Origin of the sequence: Paenibacillus sp. Soil787 (assembly GCF_001429545.1) — a bacterium.
Lineage (GTDB): Bacteria > Bacillota > Bacilli > Paenibacillales > NBRC-103111 > Paenibacillus_E.
Genome location: NZ_LMSP01000032.1, coordinates 1 through 22479 on the forward strand (window position 1 = coordinate 1; position 22479 = coordinate 22479).

Annotated in this window: 19 protein-coding genes; 2 read left to right on the forward strand and 17 right to left on the reverse strand. The window is 43.1% G+C overall.

Annotated elements, in window-relative coordinates:
- Positions 1-313 precede the first annotated feature (313 nt).
- Entirely contained in the window at positions 314-1102 is a 789-nt protein-coding gene (locus tag ASG93_RS23625; RefSeq protein ID WP_056835868.1) for a DUF2935 domain-containing protein, read from the reverse strand.
- A 262-nt stretch (positions 1103-1364) separates the two neighbouring features.
- The gene (locus ASG93_RS23630; RefSeq protein WP_056835870.1) at positions 1365-2315 is read right to left on the reverse strand and encodes a DMT family transporter; all 951 of its coding nucleotides are present in this window, start codon (positions 2313-2315) and stop codon (positions 1365-1367) included.
- Between the two features lie 150 nt (positions 2316-2465).
- Between ASG93_RS23630 and ASG93_RS23635 the strand changes: the two genes are divergently transcribed.
- Complete coding sequence (locus tag ASG93_RS23635; RefSeq protein ID WP_056835872.1) at positions 2466-3806, forward strand: PLP-dependent aminotransferase family protein; 1341 nt, start codon at positions 2466-2468, stop codon at positions 3804-3806.
- A gap of 102 nt (positions 3807-3908) precedes the next feature.
- Here the strand turns inward: ASG93_RS23635 and ASG93_RS23640 are convergent, their stop codons facing one another.
- The 12 genes from ASG93_RS23640 to ASG93_RS23695 form a co-directional block, all read right to left on the reverse strand.
- Complete coding sequence (locus ASG93_RS23640; protein WP_056835874.1) at positions 3909-4496, reverse strand: TetR family transcriptional regulator; 588 nt, start codon at positions 4494-4496, stop codon at positions 3909-3911.
- 194 nt (positions 4497-4690) lie between these two features.
- Positions 4691-6931, reverse strand: a complete 2241-nt coding sequence (locus ASG93_RS23645; protein WP_056835876.1) for an ATP-binding cassette domain-containing protein — start codon at positions 6929-6931, stop codon at positions 4691-4693.
- A 210-nt stretch (positions 6932-7141) separates the two neighbouring features.
- On the reverse strand, positions 7142-7384 hold the full coding sequence (locus ASG93_RS23650; RefSeq protein WP_156411014.1) for a hypothetical protein: 243 nt from the start codon (positions 7382-7384) through the stop codon (positions 7142-7144).
- Positions 7356-9560 (reverse strand): hypothetical protein, encoded by a 2205-nt coding sequence (locus tag ASG93_RS23655; RefSeq protein WP_056835879.1) that lies wholly within the window; start codon positions 9558-9560, stop codon positions 7356-7358. Before ASG93_RS23655 ends, ASG93_RS23650 begins: the two co-directional genes overlap by 29 nt.
- A gap of 21 nt (positions 9561-9581) precedes the next feature.
- Positions 9582-10880: an alpha-glucosidase/alpha-galactosidase gene (locus ASG93_RS23660; protein WP_056835881.1), complete on the reverse strand. Its 1299-nt coding sequence runs from the start codon at positions 10878-10880 to the stop codon at positions 9582-9584.
- A gap of 50 nt (positions 10881-10930) precedes the next feature.
- Positions 10931-11827: a carbohydrate ABC transporter permease gene (locus ASG93_RS23665; RefSeq protein WP_056835883.1), complete on the reverse strand. Its 897-nt coding sequence runs from the start codon at positions 11825-11827 to the stop codon at positions 10931-10933.
- An 11-nt stretch (positions 11828-11838) separates the two neighbouring features.
- Positions 11839-12813, reverse strand: coding sequence for an ABC transporter permease (locus ASG93_RS23670; RefSeq protein WP_063891952.1), 975 nt, complete (start codon positions 12811-12813; stop codon positions 11839-11841).
- A gap of 177 nt (positions 12814-12990) precedes the next feature.
- The gene (locus ASG93_RS23675) at positions 12991-14670 is read right to left on the reverse strand and encodes a hypothetical protein (protein WP_056835885.1); all 1680 of its coding nucleotides are present in this window, start codon (positions 14668-14670) and stop codon (positions 12991-12993) included.
- A 330-nt stretch (positions 14671-15000) separates the two neighbouring features.
- Positions 15001-16035 carry a LacI family DNA-binding transcriptional regulator gene (locus tag ASG93_RS23680; protein WP_056835887.1) on the reverse strand — a complete coding sequence of 345 codons (1035 nt, stop codon included), beginning with the start codon at positions 16033-16035 and terminating at the stop codon, positions 15001-15003.
- A gap of 26 nt (positions 16036-16061) precedes the next feature.
- A complete protein-coding gene (locus tag ASG93_RS23685) occupies positions 16062-17852 on the reverse strand; it encodes a glycoside hydrolase family 36 protein (RefSeq protein WP_056835889.1) in 1791 nt (596 codons plus the stop codon).
- A 173-nt stretch (positions 17853-18025) separates the two neighbouring features.
- Positions 18026-19051, reverse strand: a complete 1026-nt coding sequence (locus tag ASG93_RS23690) for a LacI family DNA-binding transcriptional regulator (protein ID WP_056835891.1) — start codon at positions 19049-19051, stop codon at positions 18026-18028.
- 149 nt (positions 19052-19200) lie between these two features.
- Positions 19201-19578, reverse strand: a complete 378-nt coding sequence (locus tag ASG93_RS23695) for a winged helix-turn-helix transcriptional regulator (protein ID WP_056835892.1) — start codon at positions 19576-19578, stop codon at positions 19201-19203.
- A gap of 128 nt (positions 19579-19706) precedes the next feature.
- Here ASG93_RS23695 and ASG93_RS23700 point away from each other — a divergent pair, with 128 nt between their 5' ends.
- Positions 19707-20756 carry a zinc-binding alcohol dehydrogenase family protein gene (locus ASG93_RS23700; RefSeq protein WP_056835894.1) on the forward strand — a complete coding sequence of 350 codons (1050 nt, stop codon included), beginning with the start codon at positions 19707-19709 and terminating at the stop codon, positions 20754-20756.
- An 82-nt stretch (positions 20757-20838) separates the two neighbouring features.
- Here ASG93_RS23700 and ASG93_RS23705 read toward each other — a convergent pair whose 3' ends face one another.
- The 3 genes from ASG93_RS23705 to ASG93_RS23715 form a co-directional block, all read right to left on the reverse strand.
- On the reverse strand, positions 20839-21432 hold the full coding sequence (locus ASG93_RS23705; protein ID WP_056835917.1) for a YdeI/OmpD-associated family protein: 594 nt from the start codon (positions 21430-21432) through the stop codon (positions 20839-20841).
- Positions 21433-21556: 124 nt separating this feature from the next.
- Positions 21557-21886: an ArsR/SmtB family transcription factor gene (locus ASG93_RS23710; RefSeq protein ID WP_056835896.1), complete on the reverse strand. Its 330-nt coding sequence runs from the start codon at positions 21884-21886 to the stop codon at positions 21557-21559.
- An 81-nt stretch (positions 21887-21967) separates the two neighbouring features.
- A complete protein-coding gene (locus ASG93_RS23715; protein ID WP_056835898.1) occupies positions 21968-22381 on the reverse strand; it encodes a DoxX family protein in 414 nt (137 codons plus the stop codon).
- Positions 22382-22479 lie beyond the last annotated feature (98 nt).

Consider the following 22479-nt stretch of genomic DNA (forward strand, 5'->3'; position numbering starts at 1 on the left):
CTCGTTCGTGCTTACTCACTCGTTGTTCAGTTTTCAAAGATCAATTTCTTTCGTTCACTGCCGTGTTACCGAAGCAGCGAGAAGTAATATACCATACTGTTTTTTATTTTGCAACTAGTTTTTTTCTAGTTACTTTCACCAGCCTGTCTTGCGGCCGGAGTGATAATATACCATGGTTATCAAATGCAATGCAATGTTTTATTTTTCCAATTCAAAAGTTTTTTTAAATATAAACTAAAAAGGCAGATTCCAATTAGGAACTGCCCTTTTTCTTCGTCTTCCTATCGTCTTCTTATCGAGTTTTTTATAGGAACTACATAACCTTAGGCTTTGTGGGATCACAATTCTGCGGGGGAACAACTCCGCTTTGAGACAACTTCAATAAATAGTAGCACTCTTCTCGAAACATATGATCCGGTACGAGAGGGTTAATCCGCGATAACAGCTCTGCACTTAAACCAAGCTCCTCGACTTCTTTCAAGAAAGCCATGAATATGGACATTTCCATATTAATATCTGAATGGAATTTGATAAATGAAGGATAATTGGCTCGCAACGTACGTAAATAACCTGTAAGTTCAATCGCTTTTAAATAAAACTCATTGAAATTCTTCTCGAAGTGCTCGCTCTTCTTGATTAATCTCTTCTCTACGGCATCCAAATCCACGGCAATAGCTGCCGCATGACCAGCAGCATCGTTCAGCCAAAGCAAATCATGATGCAAAGGAGCATATCTTGGGACTGGCTTACCCTCCATGAGCGCTGAGAGTATTCTGAAGTACTCCTCAAGCTCATTCACCATATGATTGATAAAAGTAGGGGTTAGCCCAATCTTTATTTGGCCGAGTAAAAGACGATCTAAAAGATTCAGCTTATATTCGCGTAAATTTGCCGTTAAATCGTAAGCTTGTTTGTTAATTTGAGCCAAATTGTTAACTTCATTCATTCGCGCTTGATCGAGAAGTTGATCGTATTGGTTTATGTAAGAATGGGCGATAGCAATATCTTTGAGCTCCACAGGCGCAAGGGAATTATAAATAAACCTCGCATGATCCCCTAAAATTTGCAGCCAAAATCGATGCTCAAATAACGTTTGATCCATCAGCTCGTGCCCCTTTCCCAACTTATACTTTACCTAATTGTATGTAACGATCTAATTATTAAAAACTATTCCCTGTCACTTTTTAGAGAAAACGAAAAAAGACGCCTCGCGGCGTCATAGCGTGCAGCAACTACCTTGCTTATATAGAAGCTTCTCCAGAATCTCATCATAGCTAGGAAAGGATTCCCTAGAACTCGAATGTTTCTACTTTAGCGCGGGACATAATAACATAACAGCAACTTTCCTATATTCCATTCACTCTTTATCCATTTACACGATCAGCTTCAACTTTTGGCAAAGCCACTTTATATCGTCCCAAATATTGCGTCCCTATCACCCCTGCTAGGATCATCACAGAGCCGATCAAGTGATACACCGTCACTTTATCCCCAAGAAAAAGGGCCCCTGCAGCAATGGAGACTATAGTTGATAAATTAGTGAACACGCTCATTTTGGAGGCTTCTATCTTGGACAAGACATAGTTGCCAGTCAAAGCCGTCACCAGTGAGGATAATAAGCCTAGGAAGAGAATGGCCACAATAAATGACGCTTTAGACAGCGGCGAAAAAAAGGCATCAATTGTCCCCGCACTAGCGTGACTAGTAAGCGAAATAACAAGAAAGGTAGCAAATCCGATACCGAGCATAAAATAACTGATCTCCACTGGGCTAAACTGTTTCGAAAGCGATCGGGCCAGAACACTGTATCCAGCAAAAGCTACACAAGTAAGAACCAAAAGGATGATCCCCGTCACGTTTGACCAATTTAGCGTGCTCCCCTTCATGATGAAAATAAATAGGACGCCGAATACAGAGAGGAAAATCGATAGTTTCTGCAAGATGTTTGTTCCTTCCTTCAGAAATAATGAAGCAAATACCATCGTTACAATCGGCGTGAATGCGTACAGAATGCCTCCCTCTGCCGAAGAGGTATGCTGCAGCCCATACGCTTGAAGTGTAAAGAATCCCAATGGATAGGTTGATGCTAGTAACAGCGCTTTGAAGAGCGGCTTTCCACGGTAATTCAGCTTAACGAAGCCAAGAGCAACCGGGATGGATAAGACTGCAAAAGAAACAGCAAAACGATAGGTGAGCGTATCAAGTGGCTGAGCTTGATCAAGAGCTATTTTGGCAAACAAGAAAGAACATCCAATGATCACCGCGTTTAGTATGGCAAATATATAGGCACGTTTGATTCCTTTTCGATTATCCATATTTCCCCCCACTTCCTAACGGATTTATGGTACTTTATTGGTAATGGTGCCGGCCGGCTGTTGGTAATAAGCATAGAACGGATACTGTCGCACTACAATCATTTTACCAACCAACTGTACCGGTACACTTAAAGGGCGGGGGAATTGTTTTTGCATAAATACTCTCATATTTTCAATGATATTGAACGGCAAATTGAGGATGGACATATACGATCCGGACAAAAGCTTCCCTCAATAAGGGAGCTGTCTATCACCTATTCTTGCAATAAGAGCACAGTCATTCGTGCCTATACGGAGCTTGAGAAGCGTCATCTCATTTACTCCATCCCCCAAAGCGGGTATTATGCGGTACAAAAGAGAACAGATGCCTTCCATCCAGCGGAACACTTGGTTTATGATTTCTCTTCAGGTGCCCCAGACCCGGAGCTGTTTCCTTATTTGGATTTTAAACATTGTATAAATAAAGCGATTGATACCTATAAGAATGAACTGTTCGTGTACGGGACCCCGCAAGGATTGCCTTCGTTATTAAAGGTGTTAACCAAGCATTTGGCCAACTATCAGGTGTTCACGAATCCAAACAACATACACGTTACATCAGGCGTGCAGCAAGCCTTATCCGTCTTGGCTTTGATGCCTTTTCCAAATGGAAAACGAGGCGTATTGCTTGAACAACCGAGTTATTATTTGTTTATACGCCTTTTAGAAATTTATCAAATCCCTACGTTTGGCATCATAAGAACAGCCAGCGGCATCGACCTAGATGAATTAGAGCGCTTGTTCCGTACAGAGGATATTAAATTCTTCTATACCATGCCCCGCTTCCATAATCCATTGGGGAGTTCTTATACGGAACAAACGAAGAAAGCAATTGCCCGATTAGCCAAACGCTATGACGTCTACATCGTTGAAGATGATTATCTGGCTGACTTGGAGAATGATTCGAAATCTGACCCCATCTTCGCTTATGCTTCAACTCATGTTGTTTATTTAAAAAGTTACTCTAAGATCTTGTTTCCAGGATTACGAGTGGGCGCAGCCGTCCTTCCTACAGACCTCACGGACACGTTCAGCAACTACAAGAAATTGTCGGACATCGACAGTTCCATGCTCTCGCAAGCAGCATTAGAAGTTTATATTCAGAGTGGTATGTTTGAACGGCGCAAGCGTAAAATCAGAGATTCCTATTCGCGTAGATTAATGCATCTGAATAAATCTTTGCTTGCAAATAGTAACTCCGCCTACCTAGCTCCATCCGAGGTGATTTCGGGTGTGTACACCCATATCATCGTCCCGGCTCATCTGCACATTCCAACCCTGGTGGACAGATTGCGTAAGAAGCGTGTTATTGTGCAGAACCTCGAACCTTATTTCTTACCTGCGTTTGATTCCGAGCATTTGTTAAGTCTTAGCGTAACGCAAGTATCTGAAGAGCGGATCGAAGCCGGTGTACGACTTATTGCGGATGAGATCAAGCGGATGCTAGGGTAAAATGGGTTCCTTCGAATTCCAGAGACTATCAGCTTCCTATTCAAAAGCAAGAAGCCCTTCTGATTACTTTCATCAGAAGGGCTTTATTTGCACATTCATCTGCTAGGAGATTCCGGAAAGAAGTATATCCCAAACCGAAGCAAATTCCTGTTCAATTGTATCTGTTGACCACTCTTTCGCATGTGCAGGATGATGAAAACGCGAAGTAGCAGTAAAAATAGCTCTCGCCGTAACTATTGGTTCAGCGGCTTTGAACTCCTTGGACTTCATTCCTTCTTCAATAATGCGGGCAACCTGATCGATTAATTGATTGACATGCGTATTTATTATTTCGACTGCATCTAATGTAACTGCCGCGTACATGGCAAACATTTCGGAATCATTGATTGCATAGGCCTTCTTTGTATGGATCAGGGTTTCAAACCACGTGCGCAAACGCTCTGCAGCACTGCCGCCAGACTGGACCGCAATAGACTCCAATGGATCTATAATGATTTTGTGCAGCCACCGCTCGGTTACTGCCTCTCGTAATGAGGCTTTACTTGCAAAGTGTCGATAAAGCGTGCCGTGGCTAACTTGAAGTGCTCGAGCCACATCGACAACGGAGGTTTTGTCAGGTCCATAACGCCGCAACACCTGTTCCGCCGCGTCTAATATGGCTTCCTTCGTTAGTGGAAGATCATTGGACATGTTGCTCCCCCCCTCTCTAATCATTCCATGATATCACATCAAGCATCAAAAACAAAATGACAATATCGTTATTTTGTATTATGTTTTCCTTTCCATATTGAAGGCTGGATAAAGCAGTTAAACTATGCCAAAAAAGCCTATGTTACCGAAGTAACATGGGCTTTTAACCGCCAAACACTATTTGATCCGCCGTATTATATAAACCTTGCAGTAATAGACCGCGTACATTTCAATAGCTCCGACGGCGTTCCTTCAAACAATATTTCTCCGCCTCGTGTTCCTCCGTCAGGACCTAAATCGACTATCCAGTCGGCATTTTTTATTACATCAAGGTTATGTTCAATAACGATTACTGTATTTCCCTTGTTTACAAGCTTATCAATAATCGCAAGTATACTTTTTATATCTGACATATGGAGCCCCGTCGTCGGTTCGTCCAAAATATAGATGTTGCCTTTTTTATTAAACTCCTTCGCGAGCTTTAAACGCTGGCATTCTCCTCCGGAAAGCGTGTTAAGCGGCTGCCCCAGCGTCATGTAGTGCAGCCCGACATCAACTATGCTTCTCAGCTTGCTTTGTATTTCTTTTGACTCAAAAAAATTGACTGCTTCCGCAATCGTCATTTCCATAATATCAACGATGCTTTTACCCTTGTATGCATACTGTAAAACTTCCTGTTTGAACCGTTTCCCCCCGCATTCCTCACACGGAACATCAATCGTATCCATAAAGGACAGATTAATTTCTATGGTTCCGGTTCCTTTGCACGCCTCGCAGCCACCTTCGGAATTATAACTGAACAACCCGGCACTGACATTGTTTTCAGCAGCAAAGCATTGGCGGATGTAATCCATCACTCCTGTAAATGTAGCAGGATTCGAGCGGATATTTGCGCTTACGGCGCTTTGATCTATTCTGATGGCTTCGCTGAATTCTTTGGCAAAAACCTCATTGACCAATGTACTTTTCCCCGAACCCGCAACGCCTGTTACGACTGTGAGCAATGCTTTAGGTATACGCAAGCTAACATGTTTTAAATTATGGAGATTGCTTTTTGAGCTTTCAAAAAACTCCTTAGGTTCACGAACACTATTTTTAATCGGAATGCTTTTACCGAAGTATTGTCCAGTTAATGTGCCTGAACTTAGCAGACCTTCAAAAGCTCCCGAATACACGACTTGTCCTCCGTTTGCCCCTGCATTGGGACCGACGTCAACGATATAATCCGCTATCTTTATAACATCCGGATCATGCTCGACAACAATTACCGTGTTACCCTTGTCACGAAGCTTAATCAACAACTCATTGAGTCTGTGAACATCTCTTGGATGTAGGCCAATGCTCGGTTCATCAAAAATATACATCACATCTGTCAGGCTGCTTGTAAGATTTTTGACCATTTTCACCCGTTGCGATTCTCCACCGGAAAGTGTAGCGGTTTCGCGCGTGAGATTCACATAATCAAGCCCGATGTCTTCAAGGTTTTGTAGCCGTTCTACCACACTTTTTACAATCGGAGCTGCCGCTTTCTCCTCGAAACCTTGAAGAACCTCAATCAGTTCGTCAACCTGCATTTCGGTAAGATCGCAAATGGAATAACCCATTATTGTGGACGAAAGCGCTTCCTCGTTATATCGTTTTCCTCCGCAACTGGGGCAAGTGCAGGTTGTCGTAAATTTTTCCATTTTTTTCTGATTGGCTTCCGATTTTTCTCTCTCTGTCTTAATATTCTGTCTTGTAAATCGCTCGACCAGACCTTCATAGGTGGAATTCATTTCTCCATCGAGAAAGTTTAGCGTAACCTTCTCAGGTTTGGCATGAACAAGTTTATAATACTCTTCTTCTAAATAATCTTTAATTTTCTTGTCACAATCAAAATAACCTTGGTTGGCATACATTTTCCACATCCATGTACCGACTGTAAAGCCTGGAAGAAGAATGGCGCCTTCATTCAAGGATTTCTCTTTATCGATCGCTGCGTCAACGTTCAGTGTAACGATTTTGCCGATACCTTCGCATTCCATGCACATGCCGCTAGGATCGTTAAAGGAAAAATGGTTCGCATGACCGATATAGGGCTTCCCAAAGCGGGAAAACAGCAAACGAAGCAACGAGTTGATGTCTGTTATCGTTCCAAGCGTTGAGCGGGAATTGCCGCCAAGTCTTTTTTGATCGACAACGATAGCCGTAGATAAATTTTTGACAGAATCCACATCGGGCTGACTGTATTTGGGCAAGAACTGCCGAGCATAGTTGCTGAACGTCTCGTTTAACTGCCTTCCCGCCTCCTGTGCCATCGTCTCAAAAACAAGGGAGGACTTACCAGATCCCGATACCCCTGTAAAAATAGTTATCTTTCTTTTTGGAATCTTCAAGCTAACATTTTTGAGATTGTTTTCCCTTGCTCCAACTATTTCTATAAAATCCTGCTCCATTGTCCACCGCTCCTTGATTTCCAGACTTACGCACCTTATATATCCCTTTCTATTCCCAATTATTATAGCATATATGGACAACATTCTACCCCATCCTCCCCATCACAATTCAGCTGAATGAAGGAGCTCGGCACGGCATTGCTGGTCAACTAAGGAGTCCATGCGGCCACTGAGACACCCTCTCCCAGTCGCACTCATTCCTTATAGTATTCATGCGCTGATTCGATCCGACATATGGATAGGATATGGTGTCGACTCTGTATCTTCCGGAGTCCTGCGGAACGAATCACGCAAGTATTCAAATGTAAAGGGGGAATAGCTCTTGCCCTGTAACCAAAATATACGCTTATCTACCAAAAAAGCTGCTGATAAACTAATTATCAGCAGCTTTCTTTGCTTAATCGTCTGCACATTCACCGCGAACTTACTGATCATCTTGATCATCTTGATCATTCTGATCGTGCCTGCCCTTTTTATTTGACGGTACTGCAGTGACACTATGCCCTATTGGCACTTTGACTTCTGCGTAGCTAACCGTAACACCGTTAACGGTTTTAGCTTCGGCCGGTATTGCCGACCCATTCACTTGGATATAACGGTAAGAACCAGCAAACTGCGCTTCCCAATTGATCCCTTTAGTACCGGAATTGTTTCGTAAAGTACTCTTCGTCGCACCGTCGTGTCTCAAGTAGACATCGTGATCTCCCAGAGAAATATGGTTCAGTTCCAGCCACTGAATGTCTTGCGGCAAACGGGATAGGGTAGACAACTTGTTTTGCGGCGCATTCGGAGTCATTCCCATCAATCCTTCCACCGTTTGGCTGATTAACGTATAAGAAACTTCCGGATAATCGCCGTTTGTCCCTTGGCTGCTTATCTCATGCGGTTCGTTTAACCTGTCGATGATATACTTCATCCACTTCCAACCGAGTTCATTTTTTCCATAAGGGAAAAAGGTATCCGGCAGGTACGTGAATGCTTCAATATTTACCGGCGCCTGTCCAGGGGTCTCACTCATGCTGTCGATCAGCGCAAGGAATTGATCAGTCCGCTCGCCGGCTTCGGTAATTTGCTTCATCGGCATGAACCAGCTCGCTTCTTTTCCGAAGCTGCTGTAAGCTTTGCCGCCCGCTTCATAGCCACGCACATAACCGGACTCAATTCCTTTGACTCCCCAGTCCGTGTTAAAGTATTGTTTAAATGCCCGCGCCTTTTCTTTAAACTCCTGGTACTTTTTCATGTCGCCTTTTTCTTTGGACAAGTTGGCATAAGCAAGCAGCGCTTGATACTGGGATGCGATTCCATCCCCTGCTTCCACGACAGCCTCGCCGCTACGTTCATCATAAGAAGCTGCGCCGTCGAAAATGCCTATGCCCGTTCCTTCAGCGACTCCGTTCTTTATTTGCCCGTCATGCAGCGCAATAAAATCCGTCATTGCTTTATCGTAGTAGGTCCAAAGCGTCTCATCCGTCAAATAGTTCTTGTCGCCGGTCCATAAATACATGCTGTAGGCTTTTTCAACAAGCTCGAACACAGCGGGAACTTCTCTGACAAAACTGTTAGCGTTACGATAATCCAATTTGAAAATCGAACCGTCGAAATTGAGTGCCCATGCTGGGTACCATTCATGCGTTTCGTTCGCTGTTCCAGCAAATGCCTTCAACATGGAGAAATTTTCTCGATCTAGTCCTAGTAGATGGGCACCTGCCATCTGGTGAGCCATATCTCTGGAATAGAAGGCGTATCGATGTGCATACCCGGCCCAGTAGGATGGCATGTAATTCTTGATTTCAGGTGAGTTCCTAAAGGTTTCATCCCGATTAATCAGGCCTTCTTTACCCGTTCTTACATAAGACTTTGCTTTGGGCTTCGCCCAATTGAAAGCATCTTTGATTTTCGCATTGGATGAATCGATCGTGATTTCTTTGTCAGCTACTACACAATCCACTGTCCACAGCTGTGTCGTGCCGTTCATGCCTTTGACCGTATAGGTAACCGGGTTGGTAAAGTCCATCACCCTGCCTGTTGGCGGAGTGACAGAAGCGCCCTTTGAAACCGTAATTTGCGGGGCAATTGCTTTCACATTCGTTCCGTAAGGCACTGTAAACGAGACCTTCTTAGCAGTTCCATCTACCCTCGAAACACCGACCTGATTCAGTACCGTGATGGAAACGATGTTGACAAGTCCCGGAAGCGGATTCGTATTCCCCGTGTTATACAATAAATATGAGTCATCAATTTCAACCCACTTTTCGTTGGCATTAATGCCTGTGAAATACACTTCAACAAGAGCACCTTTTTCCAGTAATATGCCATTAAGCGTCTGGGTCACAGGTACACTGCTCTTAGGTACGTCACCACTTTTGATATCGCTGCCCTCAGGGAACCTTATGCCGAACTTCGCACCGTTTTCATCAGCCATGTTGAATAAGGCCTGTAATTTATAATACCCTGTAGCAGGCACTGTTACGGTTTGGGACAAGTAAGACGCCCCTGGATCCAAGTAGGCAATGACATTATCGCCTGACTTGTATGTAAACGCACCATCATAAAGCCAATGTTGTTTCGCAGCATCAAAATTTGAGTTTCTGATCAAATTCTCAGTTAGTGGTCCTATCGGATTGCTCATGGCTGCTTGCCCCTCCTTTTTCTACTTGAACGAGGGAAGCCAACTGCCATGTGCTTCAATTAGTTCGTCGCACAATGCAACGGTATCGTCGATAGACAATTCAGCAGCCGTATGCGGGTCCAGTAACGCAGCGTGGTAAATATGTTCTTTCTTCCCAGTCATAGCTGCCTCGATCGTGAGCAGTTGCGTATTAATGTTCGTTCTGTTAAGCGCAGCGCATTGAGGAGGCAAATCCCCCACGTAGGTCGGATTCACGCCACTTGAGTCAACTAGACACGGCACCTCTACGCAAGCTTCCTTCGGCAGGTTGGTAATCAAACCTGTGTTCATGACGTTTCCGCCAATTTTGAACGGATTGTTCGTTTCCATCGCTTCAAAGATGTATGACGCATATTCAAGTGTCCTCTTATGTGTCAAGTTTTTATTGCTGACAATCTCTTCCCGCATCGTTTTCCAACGCTCGATTTGGTTTACGCAGCGGCGAGGATATTCGTCAAGCAGAATATTAAATCTGTCTATAAGTTCCGGATACTGCCGCTTGATGAAATACGGATGGTATTCGGCATTATGCTCGGACGATTCTGTAATGTAATAGCCGAAACGAAGCATCATTTCAAAACGAACCATATCATCATGCTTCTCTTTTTGTTTCTCGTGCGCGCGTTGTTTGATCTCAGGATATAAGTCGACGCCATCCTTCGTGACTTCCAGCAGCCATGCCATATGATTAATGCCTGCAATTTTCCACTGCACGCCATTGTGATCCATACCTAGATGTTCGAATATATGAGGAACGCATACTTGAACGCTGTGGCACAAGCCAACCGTCTCGACACCGCCATAAGTGTTCATGACACTCGTCAACACAGCCATCGGATTCGTATAGTTCAAAAACAAGGCATCCGGACATACTTCCTGTATGTCTTTAGCAAAGTCAAGCATGACCGGAATTGTTCGCAGATTGCGGAAAATCCCACCAATTCCGATTGTATCTGCGATCGTTTGCCGCAAGCCGTATTTCTTCGGAATTTCAAAATCAGTAATGGTACATGGATCGTATCCACCTACCTGAATCGCATTGACAACATAAGCCGCCCCACGCAACGCTTCCTTGCGATCGGAATAGGCTTTAACGGCACATGTGCTCCCGAGTGTCATCTTCAAGTTATTAAGCATATTTTCGGAATCCTTCAAACGCTCTGCATTGATATCAAACAGCGCCAGTTCAAAACCTTGAAGCGACGGCGTGAGCATGCAGTCCCCTAAAACATTTTTTGCGAATATGGTGCTTCCCGCACCTAAGAAAGTAATTTTTGACATGTATGGTTCCTCCATTTTGATCGTTTTATCTTTTATTTATCGAAACACAATTATCCCTTGACTGCGCCAAGCGTAAGCCCACCCACAAAGTATTTTTGCATGATCGGATAGACGAAAAAGATCGGTAATGTAACAATCATCGTTAATGCGGCACGTAGTGTAGTCGGTGATAAATTTCTCAACTTTTCGCTAAGTGCTAACGGATTTCTTAACTCTTCGAATGCTTCTACTTCCAGAAGCAGTCTTTTCAAGTAAATAGGCAGCGTATCCCAGTTTCCACTTGAATTGTAGATTACCGTATCCAGCCAATAGTTCCAGTGGCTTACCGAACTGAATATAGCAATCGAAGCAAATACAGGAATCGAAACCGGTACCGCGATACGGACAAATATGCCAAGCTCGCTTGCACCATCAATTCTAGCCGATTCGTATAAGGAGTCAGGTATACTTTCCATATATGAAGCCATATACAGCATCCAAGTCGCATTAAACATAGCAGGAATCCAATACACATTGAATGAATCCGTCAATCCGAGGTTAAGAAAAACCAGATAAGTTGGAATTAAACCGCCGCTAAAATAGATCGTTATAATAAAGATGACTTTCATCATCTTTCTTCCGGAGAAATGTTTGATTGTAACGATATAAGCCAATAGTCCAGTCGAAAGCACACAGGTAAGTGTACCGATAACTACCCGCATGATGGAAATCGATAAACTGGAAAGGAGTCTCTTATCCTGAAACAGAAACTGGTAGGCACTGAACGATAATTTGCGCGGCCACAAATAGATACCGCCTTTCAAAGCATCAGTTCCATCATTGAAAGAAAGCGCCAGCAAGTTTAAAAAAGGATATACCACAAGCAGGCCAAAAATTAATAGAACCATTACATTTAAGACATCGAATATTTTGCCGCCTAGCGATTGATTTGAGAATGTACTGACCATGTAGGCTCCTCCTAGTAGATAGACGTATCCATCACTTTCTTCGTAAAGCGATTGGCCCCGAATACTAAACTAATTGCAATGATTGATTTGACCAATTCAATGGCGGTTGCAAATGAATAGTTGCCGAGTTGAAGTCCATATGTGAACACATACGTATCTATGACTTCCGAATAGTCCCTAGTCTGAGAATTTCCGATCAAGAGAGGGGCTTCCAGACCTGCTGTAAAAATACTGCCTAAGCTCAGAATCCACAATACGACAATGGTGGGACGAATGCTTGGCAGCGTAATATGCCACATGCTTTTGAATCTGCCTAGGCCATCCACCTTCCCTGCATCATACAGCTCCGGGTCAACACTCGTAATCGCGGACAGGTATATGATGGAATTCCAACCGACGGCTTTCCACACGCCGAGTCCCGTGATAATACCCCAATAATATTTGCCGCCTTCACCCAGGAAGGCTATAGGTTGATCAGTGAATCCGAATCGCAGTAAAAATTCATTGAAAATTCCTTCATTCCCAAATAAGGTAAACGTAATACTGGCTATGACAACCCATGAAAGAAAATAGGGCAAGTAAGATGTGGATTGAATAAATTTACGGAAAGACTTGCTGCGAACTTCATTTAGCAATAATGCCAAAATAATCGGCGCCGGGAATCCAAACAAAATATTCAGCCCACCGATTGCCAGCGTATTCCGCATAAGCATGGGGAAATCCGGTGATGCAAAGAACGTTTTGAAATGCAGTAGGCCTACCCATTCACTCTTGAAAACAGAAGTTCCGGGAATGTAGTTCATGAAGGCTGTAATCACGCCTAACATAGGTAAATACTGCATGATCGCAATAAAGACGAGAATGGGGATGCAAAGCATCCATATTTGACGCTCTCTAACAAATCTTCTCTTAATCAATTGAAACTTTGTCTTTTTCGCCATAGAACTTGTTCTATAATCATTAAGCTCATGCACAGTGCTCTCCATAAGTACCTCCATATCCGACTGTTTTGATTTACTGAGACAATTCCAAGGATAAACGACTCCGTCGTCCCTCAGGGACGAGCGCGTTTGTCAAGACTGATGACGCGAAGTGTAATAAAACTTATACTTTCTTATCTACGGACAAAGGAAAGGAAGGAGTGACCCTTCCTTTCGTTATTGTTATTTCCACTCTTTTAATCTTCTTTGGTATTCATCGGTTTTATATTTCTCGATTTTATCCAAGCCTGCTGCATTCAGCTTTTCTTTCAGGGCTGCGTAATTGCTGCGGCTCTCTTCTTCCGTCTTGCTCATAACCGCTTTAGCCCACTGCGACTCAAGTAAATCTTTCACTTGCTTATCGGTTATTGCCAGCGGGTCATTGGCAGGAATTTTGATATCCCCAACGGTATTGTCATAAATCGTATCTTTCAAATTGTCGTTCATCATCTTTTTCCATTTCGCATTATCGTTGAAGTTTTGATCAAACCAATATGCGCTTTTACCGTCATCCTTTGTAATGCCTTGGCTAGTAACCAGATTATACATATCCATGCCGAGCAGATCACCAGCATCGTAATCAAATTTGGAATCGATAATCGCTTGTTTCTGTGATTCAACAAAACTGGCTTTCCCGTCTTTGTAGTTCCATACGGATTTGTCGGTATTCGGAACTCCCCAGCCGATTAATCTTGTACCGGTATCTGTCACAGAGTAGTTTAACCATTTCACAATTTCTTCCGGGTTTTTGGCTTTATTCGTGATCACCGTCATACCTGTACTTCGCGAATTTTTCCCTGACAAGTAAGCTTTATCAGCAGTCGCAGCTTTGGCGCTCACTTGCATAAAACGCTTCTCTTCATTCCAGTTAGGATCGCTCTTCTGCCACACTTCGTGTCCTGCATTCCAACCGATCCACCATGCGCCAATGAAACCCATAACACGATCCGTTGACATTTTAGCTTTCATGTTCTCGTACTTGTTAATAAATGTATCTGGATCGAGCAAGCCATCGCGATAAATCTTGTTCATGAATAGCGTAAGCTCAAGACCTTCTGGCGTGTTAATCCAATGCGTAATCTTGCCGTCAGCGCTGACTTTATTCCCGTCTTTCAGTCCCCACATGCCAGCCAGTGTCGGAACGATCTTCTCCGTAACCGGTGCAAAACCAGAGAGCGCATACGTCTTTTCACCTTTATCATTCTTCGGGTGCTTCTCCTGAATTTTCTTCAGTACATCATAGTATTGATCTGGCGTTTCAAACTTCGGAGTCCCAAGTTCTTTCCAGTAGTCATAACGAATATGTGCTGAGAAATCAGGGATTGGCAATGATCCCCAATAACCTGGAAGGGCATACAATTTGCCGTTCGTTAAGTATGTTTTATACAGATCGCCCAATTGCGTCTTTACGTTCGGCGCTAACTTGTCGACCATTGGACCAATTTCAAGCACTTTACCTTGTGCGACCCACTTGGCTACCGTCGCATCGTCCATATTGGCAATTACTTCTGGATAATCGCCTGAAGCAAGCATCAAATTCAACTTATCTTCTTTCTTAGCATCAAAAGTAATTTTATTAATGTTGACGTTAAACTTCTCCAATAAGAATTTATGCATCAAATCGCTATTCTTTTTGGTCTTGTCTGGGTTGATCGAATCAGCATAATAGTAACTAAACTCAATCGCCTTACTAGGCACTTCCCAACCAAACTCGTTCGTTGCGGCTTTTGCTGTTTCCACTTTTGTTTCCGTTGAAGCTTTTGGTGTTTCTGTTGCTTTGTTGTCAACCTTCTGTGTGGAGCATCCAGCAACAACACTCATCGTTAGCGCCGCAGATAACATAACTCGCAATGTCTTTTTCAAATCCGACCCCTACTTTCATATGAATTAGTTTAAAATGATTACGCTTTCAAAACCATCCTTTAAGATTTCCTCCTTCATCTCGGCACCACATTTCCGTGACCATGCATTCCGTTGTAAGCAAGTTGTCTTTGCAAATTTGTTTGTAGAATCTCTCTGCATTTTTATTTTACTAATTATTTTCTAAAAACACAATGGTTTTTACTAAAATATTTTAAATTTTATCGATATAAAGCAGTTTTATTTACTAAATATATGAGATATTTAAAAAATTAATTAAAAAAGGTAAAGCGACAGACTCATCTATTCGCTTTACCACGCTTAATCGTGCTATCAAGTGTCCGCAGTGTCGGCACCGCAGCTCTTTCGCATCAAAAGTTTCGTTGGAATGGTTACATGCAATGCCAGTTCACGCCCCCTCATGCGATCGGCCATTAACTTAACGGCTGTTCCCCCCATTTCTTCCATAAAAACTTTGATACTCGTTAATGGAGGAGTCACGAACGAAGCTAGTTGAATATCGTCAATACTGACAATTGCTATATCGTCAGGCACTTTATAATTAGATTCGCTCACTGCCTTAAGCGCAGCTATCGCCATAGGATCGCTGCCAATGACGAAGGCGGTAGGCACATCTTCCGCCTCCAGCGCTTGTTTCATTAGCTCATACCCTACTTCGGCGCGCCAATCACCGACAAACACATAATTAGGATTGAATAAGTCTATTTCTTTCAAAATGACTTCAAACTCTTTTTGCCGAGCATCCGTATTGAACATTTTGCCTTCTGATGTTCGGATATAGCTGATCCCGCCAATATAACCAATCTTTCGATGACCTAGTTGAAGTAAGTGATCCAAAGCTTGCCTGGTCGCTTTGGGCAAATCGAACATCACGGAATCAAATTCATCACTGAGTACATAATCGATAGAAACGATGTTTCGCGTACGAGTCGATTTGTTGATGATATCGATATGCACCTTCCCTATCACGAATAATCCGTCCAACTGATGGGCATCTATGTTCGTGTTAGATTCATCCATAAATCGGAACACACTGCTAATGTTAATCCCGTGCTTTACGCACTCCTTCTCGATGCCTTGCCGGATAGATAAATAGAAAGGATCCGAATATTCCATCTGCTCGGAACACCAGATCACTAAACCAAATTTCAATTGCTGCATGTCATTTGGCTCATTTTTCTGTTTCCGCTCATTTCTGCGATAGTTCAACTTACTTGCCGTCTCCATAATTCGATGTCTTGTATCATCGGGTACATTGAACGTCATATCATTGTTTAACACCCTAGAAACCGCAGCAGAAGAAACTTTAGCGATTCTGGCGATATCTTTAATCGTGGCTATCTTCATCACATACTCTCCATACATTTTTGACGCTATTCGAATACCGTTGCCACGCCGCAAGGGGGAATATCCAAACGATGAATGCCAGCTTTCAGTTCCAAACGTTCCTTCGTCATCAATTGACCCTTACAATCACGAACCTCAACCCATTTCTCTCCCCAATCCTCTTCCATCTCCACATAAATACGAGAATTCAATGTTCCGTTCACGAACAGAACAAGCTCGGGATGATTGCCGCCTGGTTTGACAGTTACATCGCCATAGGCGCAAACAATCCTTTTATGCTCGTTATCGGCGATGACGAATGGATAGAGAAAGTCTGGATGCTGGGGTTTCAAACGGCCATCTAACAACACATCGCGATGCTCTCTCCAAAAAGATAGCCAATACCGCACCATTTGAAGATGTTCTTCTGGTAGGCGATCCAGCAAAACAGAAATTTGCGGAACAGAAAATAGCGTGTTAACGATTTGCAGCGCAGAGCTTTCAACCGGTTCTTGAGGATGCCACATCACCATGTCGGAATGAACAACCGTATCTCCGCTAAGTAACCGGACATCGAGCGTTCTGATTCTATTTTCGATCGCATCATTCGGACAATCCGTTGCCCTAAACATGTTCCCGTATTTTCTCATTAAGGGGCCGATGTAATTTTGACGGAATTCGATCATGACATCAGGCTTTATGAGTCTCAATCTGTCGATAATACTGCTCATTAAGCGGTCTACAGCCTCAGGAATTGAGATGTAGTCCATCGAGCTGTTTACCTTATAAGTCGTCTCTTCAGTTCCAACGAAGCTATCTACAAAATCAAGCTTAAACCCGTCAAGATCCCACTCCGCCAACGCTGTTTCATACAAGTTAATAATGAATTCCCGTACATCAGGATACCGCGGATCTAGTACACCTGTCTGCAAGCTATCGATCTTCTTTAGCAATTTGTCTTTAAAGCGATCCCAATTCTTACTCTTGAATCCAACAAAAGGAACCGAGTACCATAATAGATATTTCAACCCCATTTGATGAATACTTTCAACATGGGCTTTCATATCGGGAATTTTCTCTTCACATACTTCCCAGTCTCCGCAATAAGCGTAGCCGCGCGTGTTATCGGACGTTTGCCAGCCATCGTCAACAATGACGGCTTCGCAGCCTAATTGTTTGGCTAGTCTACACTCTTGCTCGATCCCTTCCGAAGTAAGCTGCTGATGGAAGCTGTACCAAGTTGAATACATGGGAAGTTTGGCAGATTCAGGTACAAGTGCAGGCGTGTAACCAGGAAGGGATACCCACCACTTTTGAACATCATCCAAGCATTCATAATACGCCATTTCTCTCGTGTCCAATCGCAAAGTCGCTTCGTAAACACACATAGGTGCACTAGGTTCGAAAAATAGCTTGACCCCGCAGCGGAACGTGGCTGTCTCCTCATTGACACCTGCTGACAAGGCTACTGAATTGAGCGCGTCAGAGAATGCGAAAGTCAGTCGGTTGCTGCCCTGTACGTTAAATAAACTAAAGACTGGAGCAGAATACGTTGATTTGGAAACGACTCCATCTTCCCAATCCACTCGAAGTCTCTTGGAACGATATGCGCTAGGATACCAGCTGCCCTGAATATCTATACCAGGATGATGCCAAATTAATTCGATCGTGGGCGGTTGTTGCGGGTTCTCCCCTTCCAACCTGATTTGAATAAGTTCTACACCCTCCTGAACGGTCGTCGAAGTCATCGAGCCACGAAATTGTTCGCTGCAGCCCGATAATCGAAATGTGTATGGACCTGCTTGTAACGTGCAATTATTCAAAGCTTCCTCTTTCATGTTGGTTCCTCCATCACAAAATAAATGAATTTACTAAATCTTTACTAGATTTTAGCACTTAAACGATACTTTCTCAATCGTTTTTATTCGGTATTCAGTAAATTTAAATAAAATCAAAAAAAAGCCATCCCTCAAATCTATACAGATGAGAGTAGACGGCTTCTTCCTATTTACTACGATTTTATTTTTGTTCCACAACTCTCACGAATGATAAGTTTTGTTGGAATAGTGACATGGAGAGGAACATCTCGGCCGTTGAAACGGTCAACCAGCAGCTTCACAGCTGTGATCCCCATATCTTCCGTAAGCACTCTTACGGTTGTAAGAGGTGGGGAAACGAACGAAGCTAGGGGAATATCATCGAAGCTTACGATGGCAATTTCGTCCGGCACTTTCATATCAGATTCCTGCAATGCTTTGAGCGCGGCTATAGCCATAGGGTCGCTGCCGATCAAAAAAGCAGTTGGACGATCATCCAATTCTAATGCTTGCTTCATCAAAAGGTAGCCTTGCTCTGTGCGCCAGTCGCCCACAAACAGGTGGGTGGGTTCGAACCATCCTTTTTCCCGCATGATCACTTCGTATTCTTTTTGACGTACATCAATGTTATGAACCTTGCCCTCTAGCGTGCGAATGTAACTGATTCCGCCAATGTAGCCGATCTTCTGGTGACCAAGCTGAAAAAGGTGATCCATAGCATGTCTAGTCGCTTTGCGCAGATCGAACATAACGGAATCGTATTCGTCATCTAACACATAATCAATCGAAACAATATGCGGGATCTGAGTCGATCGTCTCAGCAAATCGATATGCACTTTGCCGATGACGATTAAGCCATCCAACTCCTCAGCGATATTCATATCAAAGTCATCCATGAACATCACCTTGCTAACGGTAATACCTTGCTTTGCACATTCTTTGCCGATTCCTTGACGAATGAACATGAAGTAAGGATCTGAGGACTCCAACTGTTCTGAGCCCCAGACAACTAATCCGATGTTTTGCTTTTTTTCAGCTTCTGTTTCAAGGTTCTTATTTGCACGTGATTTCGTTTTCTTATAGTCCAGTTGCTTAGCAACTTCAATGATTCGCTGCCTGGTTTCCTCTGCAACTTGCAAAGTCATGTCGTTATTTAGAACGCGTGAAACTGTGGCACTCGAAACTTGCGCTTTATCCGCGATATCCTTAATCGTTACCATGCTATCACATACTTTCGCCATTTAAATAAACAGATATTTACTAAACATTCTACAGACTAATGGCAGCAATGGCAATAATTTGACATTCCAAAAAAAACTGTGGGTTTCATCATTATAAGTTATCAGACAACATTTCCCCTTTTGAACATTCAAGCATCTTCCCCTTGTGGTGTTCTAATTTCGTTAAGTCTGATTTTATAAATCTCTCCCCATTCTTTCATAGCTACTATGATCGGTACTAACGTCTTTCCAAAATCAGTAAGTGAGTATTCCACTTTTGGCGGTACTTCTTTATAAACTTCTCTATGAATGATCCCATCCCGTTCAAGCTCCCGTAACTGCAATGTAAGCATAAACTGCGTAATACCCGGATTGAGACGCCGAAATTCATTAAATCTTTTCGTTCCGTCAATGAGATGATAGAGAATGATCCCTTTCCATTTACCCCCGATGACATCCAGCGTTGTCTCCACAGGACATCCTGCCATGTTTGGATTAGCACCGTATTTGTTTCTTCGATCTCCCATGACTCTATCTCCCTCCAATGGTATGATTTTTAATACTATATAAGAAAATTATGCGTACTTCCTAAAAGTAAGTATACAACATATAATTCAAACGTACGAGATACCAGCTTGAAAGGAAGAAGAAAAATATGAGTAATCACCAGAAAATGAAAGCAGTCGGCGCTTACCGATATCTCCCTATATCCGCCCCTGAGAGCCTTGTTGATCTGTATATTGAAAAACCGGTTCCTACAGGACGCGATCTACTGGTTGAAGTGAAAGCCATTTCTGTCAACCCTGCCGATTTGGGCGTGCGAGAGAAAAACAACTATGAAGAAGAATCACCCAAAATTCTTGGTTGGGATGCAGCTGGGATCGTGGAACAAGTTGGACCTGAATGTCAATTGTTTAAACCTGGAGATGAGATCTATTATGCGGGGAGTGTGGCTCGCCCTGGGGCTAATAGTGAATTTCACTTGGTAGATGAACAAATTGTGGGAAACAAACCGAAATGTTTGGATTTCGCACAAGCCGCCGCTTTACCGCTTACCTCGATTACTGCCTGGGAGGGTTTATTTGATCGTTTAGGAATCCATCATAGCGTAGAAGAAAACAAAAATAAAAGCATACTTATTATCGGGGCAGCAGGAGGAGTAGGGTCGATTGCTACTCAACTTGCCAAATTAGCAGGTCTAACTGTAATTGGTACCGCTTCACGTCCTGAGTCCATCCAGTGGGCCAAAAATCAAGGGGCAGATTTCACAATCAGCCACAATAGCCATTTTGCATCACAACTCAAAAATATTGGATTTGAGACGGTCGATTATATATTTTGCTTAAATGACACGGTACAACATTTGGCGAATATGGCAGAGGTCGTAGCCCCTCAAGGTAAGATTTGTTCAATCGTTCCTGCAGATAAGGCTTCTTGGACGGGAAGCTTGGATATGGACCTGCTGTTTTCTAAAAGTGTCACATTTGTATGGGAGCTTATGTTTACCCGCCCATTGTTCCATACCAAAGATATCATCAAACAACACGAGCTGCTGAATGAACTGGCCGACTTAATCGATAATGGTAAAATAAAAACCACTTTAACTGGACGCCTAGAACCAATTAATGCAAAAAACCTACGTGCAGCACATGAAAAATTGGAAACAGGTAGATCGATAGGTAAGATTGTGTTAGAAAAATTCTAACGCTATTCCAGGAAACTGCCGATTAGCTCAACAGGCTGCCGATAATTCCGGCAGCCTGTTATTATTTTGCGCTCTCGTTCTACTAATCATTTAATCCCTTTCCACCCAGAATTTGCTGCATGCATTTTTCAACCCTTGACTCTCGAGTTTTGGATTGTTTGGGTTCAGAAAAATGAAGAAGGTATGCTCTTTGCCGTCCCGGCGTCAATGCTTCAAAAGCAGTTTTCAAGGCAGGGATTTCATCGAGTTTATTTTGAAATTCTTTAGGAATTATGTATTCTGTATTCTTTTTAAAATTCACTTCCAAACCGGCTTTTTCAACTTCAATGGCTTCATAAATATAGGCTTTCAAGATGGTTTCCATTTCATCTATTTCTCGAACATCGGTGAACCGAATCTGGCGCGCCGCCTGTACATTCTCCGTTTGTTGGATTAGAATCCCATGGGCATCCTGTAACAAGGCACCTTTGTGAAACAGAAGCGCACAATAATCTTTAAATCCATGTATTAAAACTATGTTTTTTTCCTGAAACGTGTAACATGGATGCATCCACTTTATTTCTTCGGTCAGCTCACAGTCAAGAACGATACTTCTCAACTTCTCAAATTCTTCCTTCCACTTTTTGGCTTTACTTAAAAATCCATCAACCTTAGGATTCATTCTACTCTTTGGCATCATGGAACACCCCTCTTCAATTTTTCGTTCAGCTGACAGTCTAGAATGAAAAGCAACCGACCATATTTACATCAGCAAGTGACAACAGAGCCACGGCAGGAATCCCGCCATGGCCTTCCACCACTCATTCTTCTTCCTCCTCTAATAGTTGGTTCAAGCGCAGCATATTCGTACGCCAAAAATTACTGTAATAAGCGACCCAATCTTGAATTTCTCTGAGTGGAAAGGCGTTTAACCTAAATCGTGTTTCTCTGCCGACTTTTCGGTCAAGTACCAGTCCGGCTTCTTTAAGGATTGTCAAATGCTTGGATACCGCTGTACGGCCCATTTGAAACTGTACCGTTAATTCATGAAGCGGTATCTCTTCTGCCTCTGCTAACAGACGAATCAGTCGACGCCTAGTTGGATCGGCAATCGCATCAAACACATCTCGCAACTGGTTGTTCTCGCTCATAGCGCCCCCTCCAAAATATTATTTTCTGTTGTCGAAATCTCTTGATGATACGAAGGGACAGCCGTTGATTTCATCATCTTCTTAAAGTTTTCGGCTCTTCGGACGCAGCGCCCACGAGGCGATATTTAGTGCAGCATATGAAAGCGGAAGGATAATAGGAAACCCGTAATCGCTAGCAAACGCATGAGATAAAGCCGCACCGGTCATTAAAAAGAAGATACCAGCGTGAACCCATTCTTTAAGCCGAGGAAAACCTGGCACGATGAGAGCAATGACTCCAAGCACTTTCCAAATCCCGAGAATGGTCAAGACGTATAAAGGGTAACCAAGATTCTTCACTAACTCGATGTTTCCCCCATATTGCATCAGTTGCCCGATACCACTTAACATAAGAGCTGCTGCGAGTAGTAATGTGACTGACCAATAAGCAATCATTTTTCCTCGGGGCTGGGTTTCTACTTTTGCGGTTGTTTCCGTACCAATGAACGTACTCATCTTATTTCCTCCTCATAATTATTTCAAGTGAAACTTATTCAGGTTACAAACTTTCCACATGGCTAACTTCTAATTGGACACCATTTGGTGACACTTTG

Excerpts from the sequence above, each read along its gene's own strand:
- ASG93_RS23625 (WP_056835868.1), bottom strand. The coding sequence starts at position 1,102 with ATGGATCAAACGTTATTTGAGCATCGATTTTGGCTGCAAATTTTAGGG.
- ASG93_RS23630 (WP_056835870.1), bottom strand. The coding sequence starts at position 2,315 with ATGGATAATCGAAAAGGAATCAAACGTGCCTATATATTTGCCATACTA.
- ASG93_RS23640 (WP_056835874.1), bottom strand. The coding sequence starts at position 4,496 with ATGTCCAATGATCTTCCACTAACGAAGGAAGCCATATTAGACGCGGCG.
- ASG93_RS23645 (WP_056835876.1), bottom strand. The coding sequence starts at position 6,931 with ATGGAGCAGGATTTTATAGAAATAGTTGGAGCAAGGGAAAACAATCTC.
- ASG93_RS23650 (WP_156411014.1), bottom strand. The coding sequence starts at position 7,384 with ATGATCAAGATGATCAAGATGATCAGTAAGTTCGCGGTGAATGTGCAG.
- ASG93_RS23655 (WP_056835879.1), bottom strand. The coding sequence starts at position 9,560 with ATGAGCAATCCGATAGGACCACTAACTGAGAATTTGATCAGAAACTCA.
- ASG93_RS23660 (WP_056835881.1), bottom strand. The coding sequence starts at position 10,880 with ATGTCAAAAATTACTTTCTTAGGTGCGGGAAGCACCATATTCGCAAAA.
- ASG93_RS23665 (WP_056835883.1), bottom strand. The coding sequence starts at position 11,827 with ATGGTCAGTACATTCTCAAATCAATCGCTAGGCGGCAAAATATTCGAT.
- ASG93_RS23670 (WP_063891952.1), bottom strand. The coding sequence starts at position 12,813 with ATGGAGAGCACTGTGCATGAGCTTAATGATTATAGAACAAGTTCTATG.
- ASG93_RS23680 (WP_056835887.1), bottom strand. The coding sequence starts at position 16,035 with ATGAAGATAGCCACGATTAAAGATATCGCCAGAATCGCTAAAGTTTCT.
- ASG93_RS23685 (WP_056835889.1), bottom strand. The coding sequence starts at position 17,852 with ATGAAAGAGGAAGCTTTGAATAATTGCACGTTACAAGCAGGTCCATAC.
- ASG93_RS23690 (WP_056835891.1), bottom strand. The coding sequence starts at position 19,051 with ATGGTAACGATTAAGGATATCGCGGATAAAGCGCAAGTTTCGAGTGCC.
- ASG93_RS23695 (WP_056835892.1), bottom strand. The coding sequence starts at position 19,578 with ATGGGAGATCGAAGAAACAAATACGGTGCTAATCCAAACATGGCAGGA.
- ASG93_RS23700 (WP_056835894.1), top strand. The coding sequence starts at position 19,707 with ATGAGTAATCACCAGAAAATGAAAGCAGTCGGCGCTTACCGATATCTC.
- ASG93_RS23705 (WP_056835917.1), bottom strand. The coding sequence starts at position 21,432 with ATGCCAAAGAGTAGAATGAATCCTAAGGTTGATGGATTTTTAAGTAAA.
- ASG93_RS23710 (WP_056835896.1), bottom strand. The coding sequence starts at position 21,886 with ATGAGCGAGAACAACCAGTTGCGAGATGTGTTTGATGCGATTGCCGAT.
- ASG93_RS23715 (WP_056835898.1), bottom strand. The coding sequence starts at position 22,381 with ATGAGTACGTTCATTGGTACGGAAACAACCGCAAAAGTAGAAACCCAG.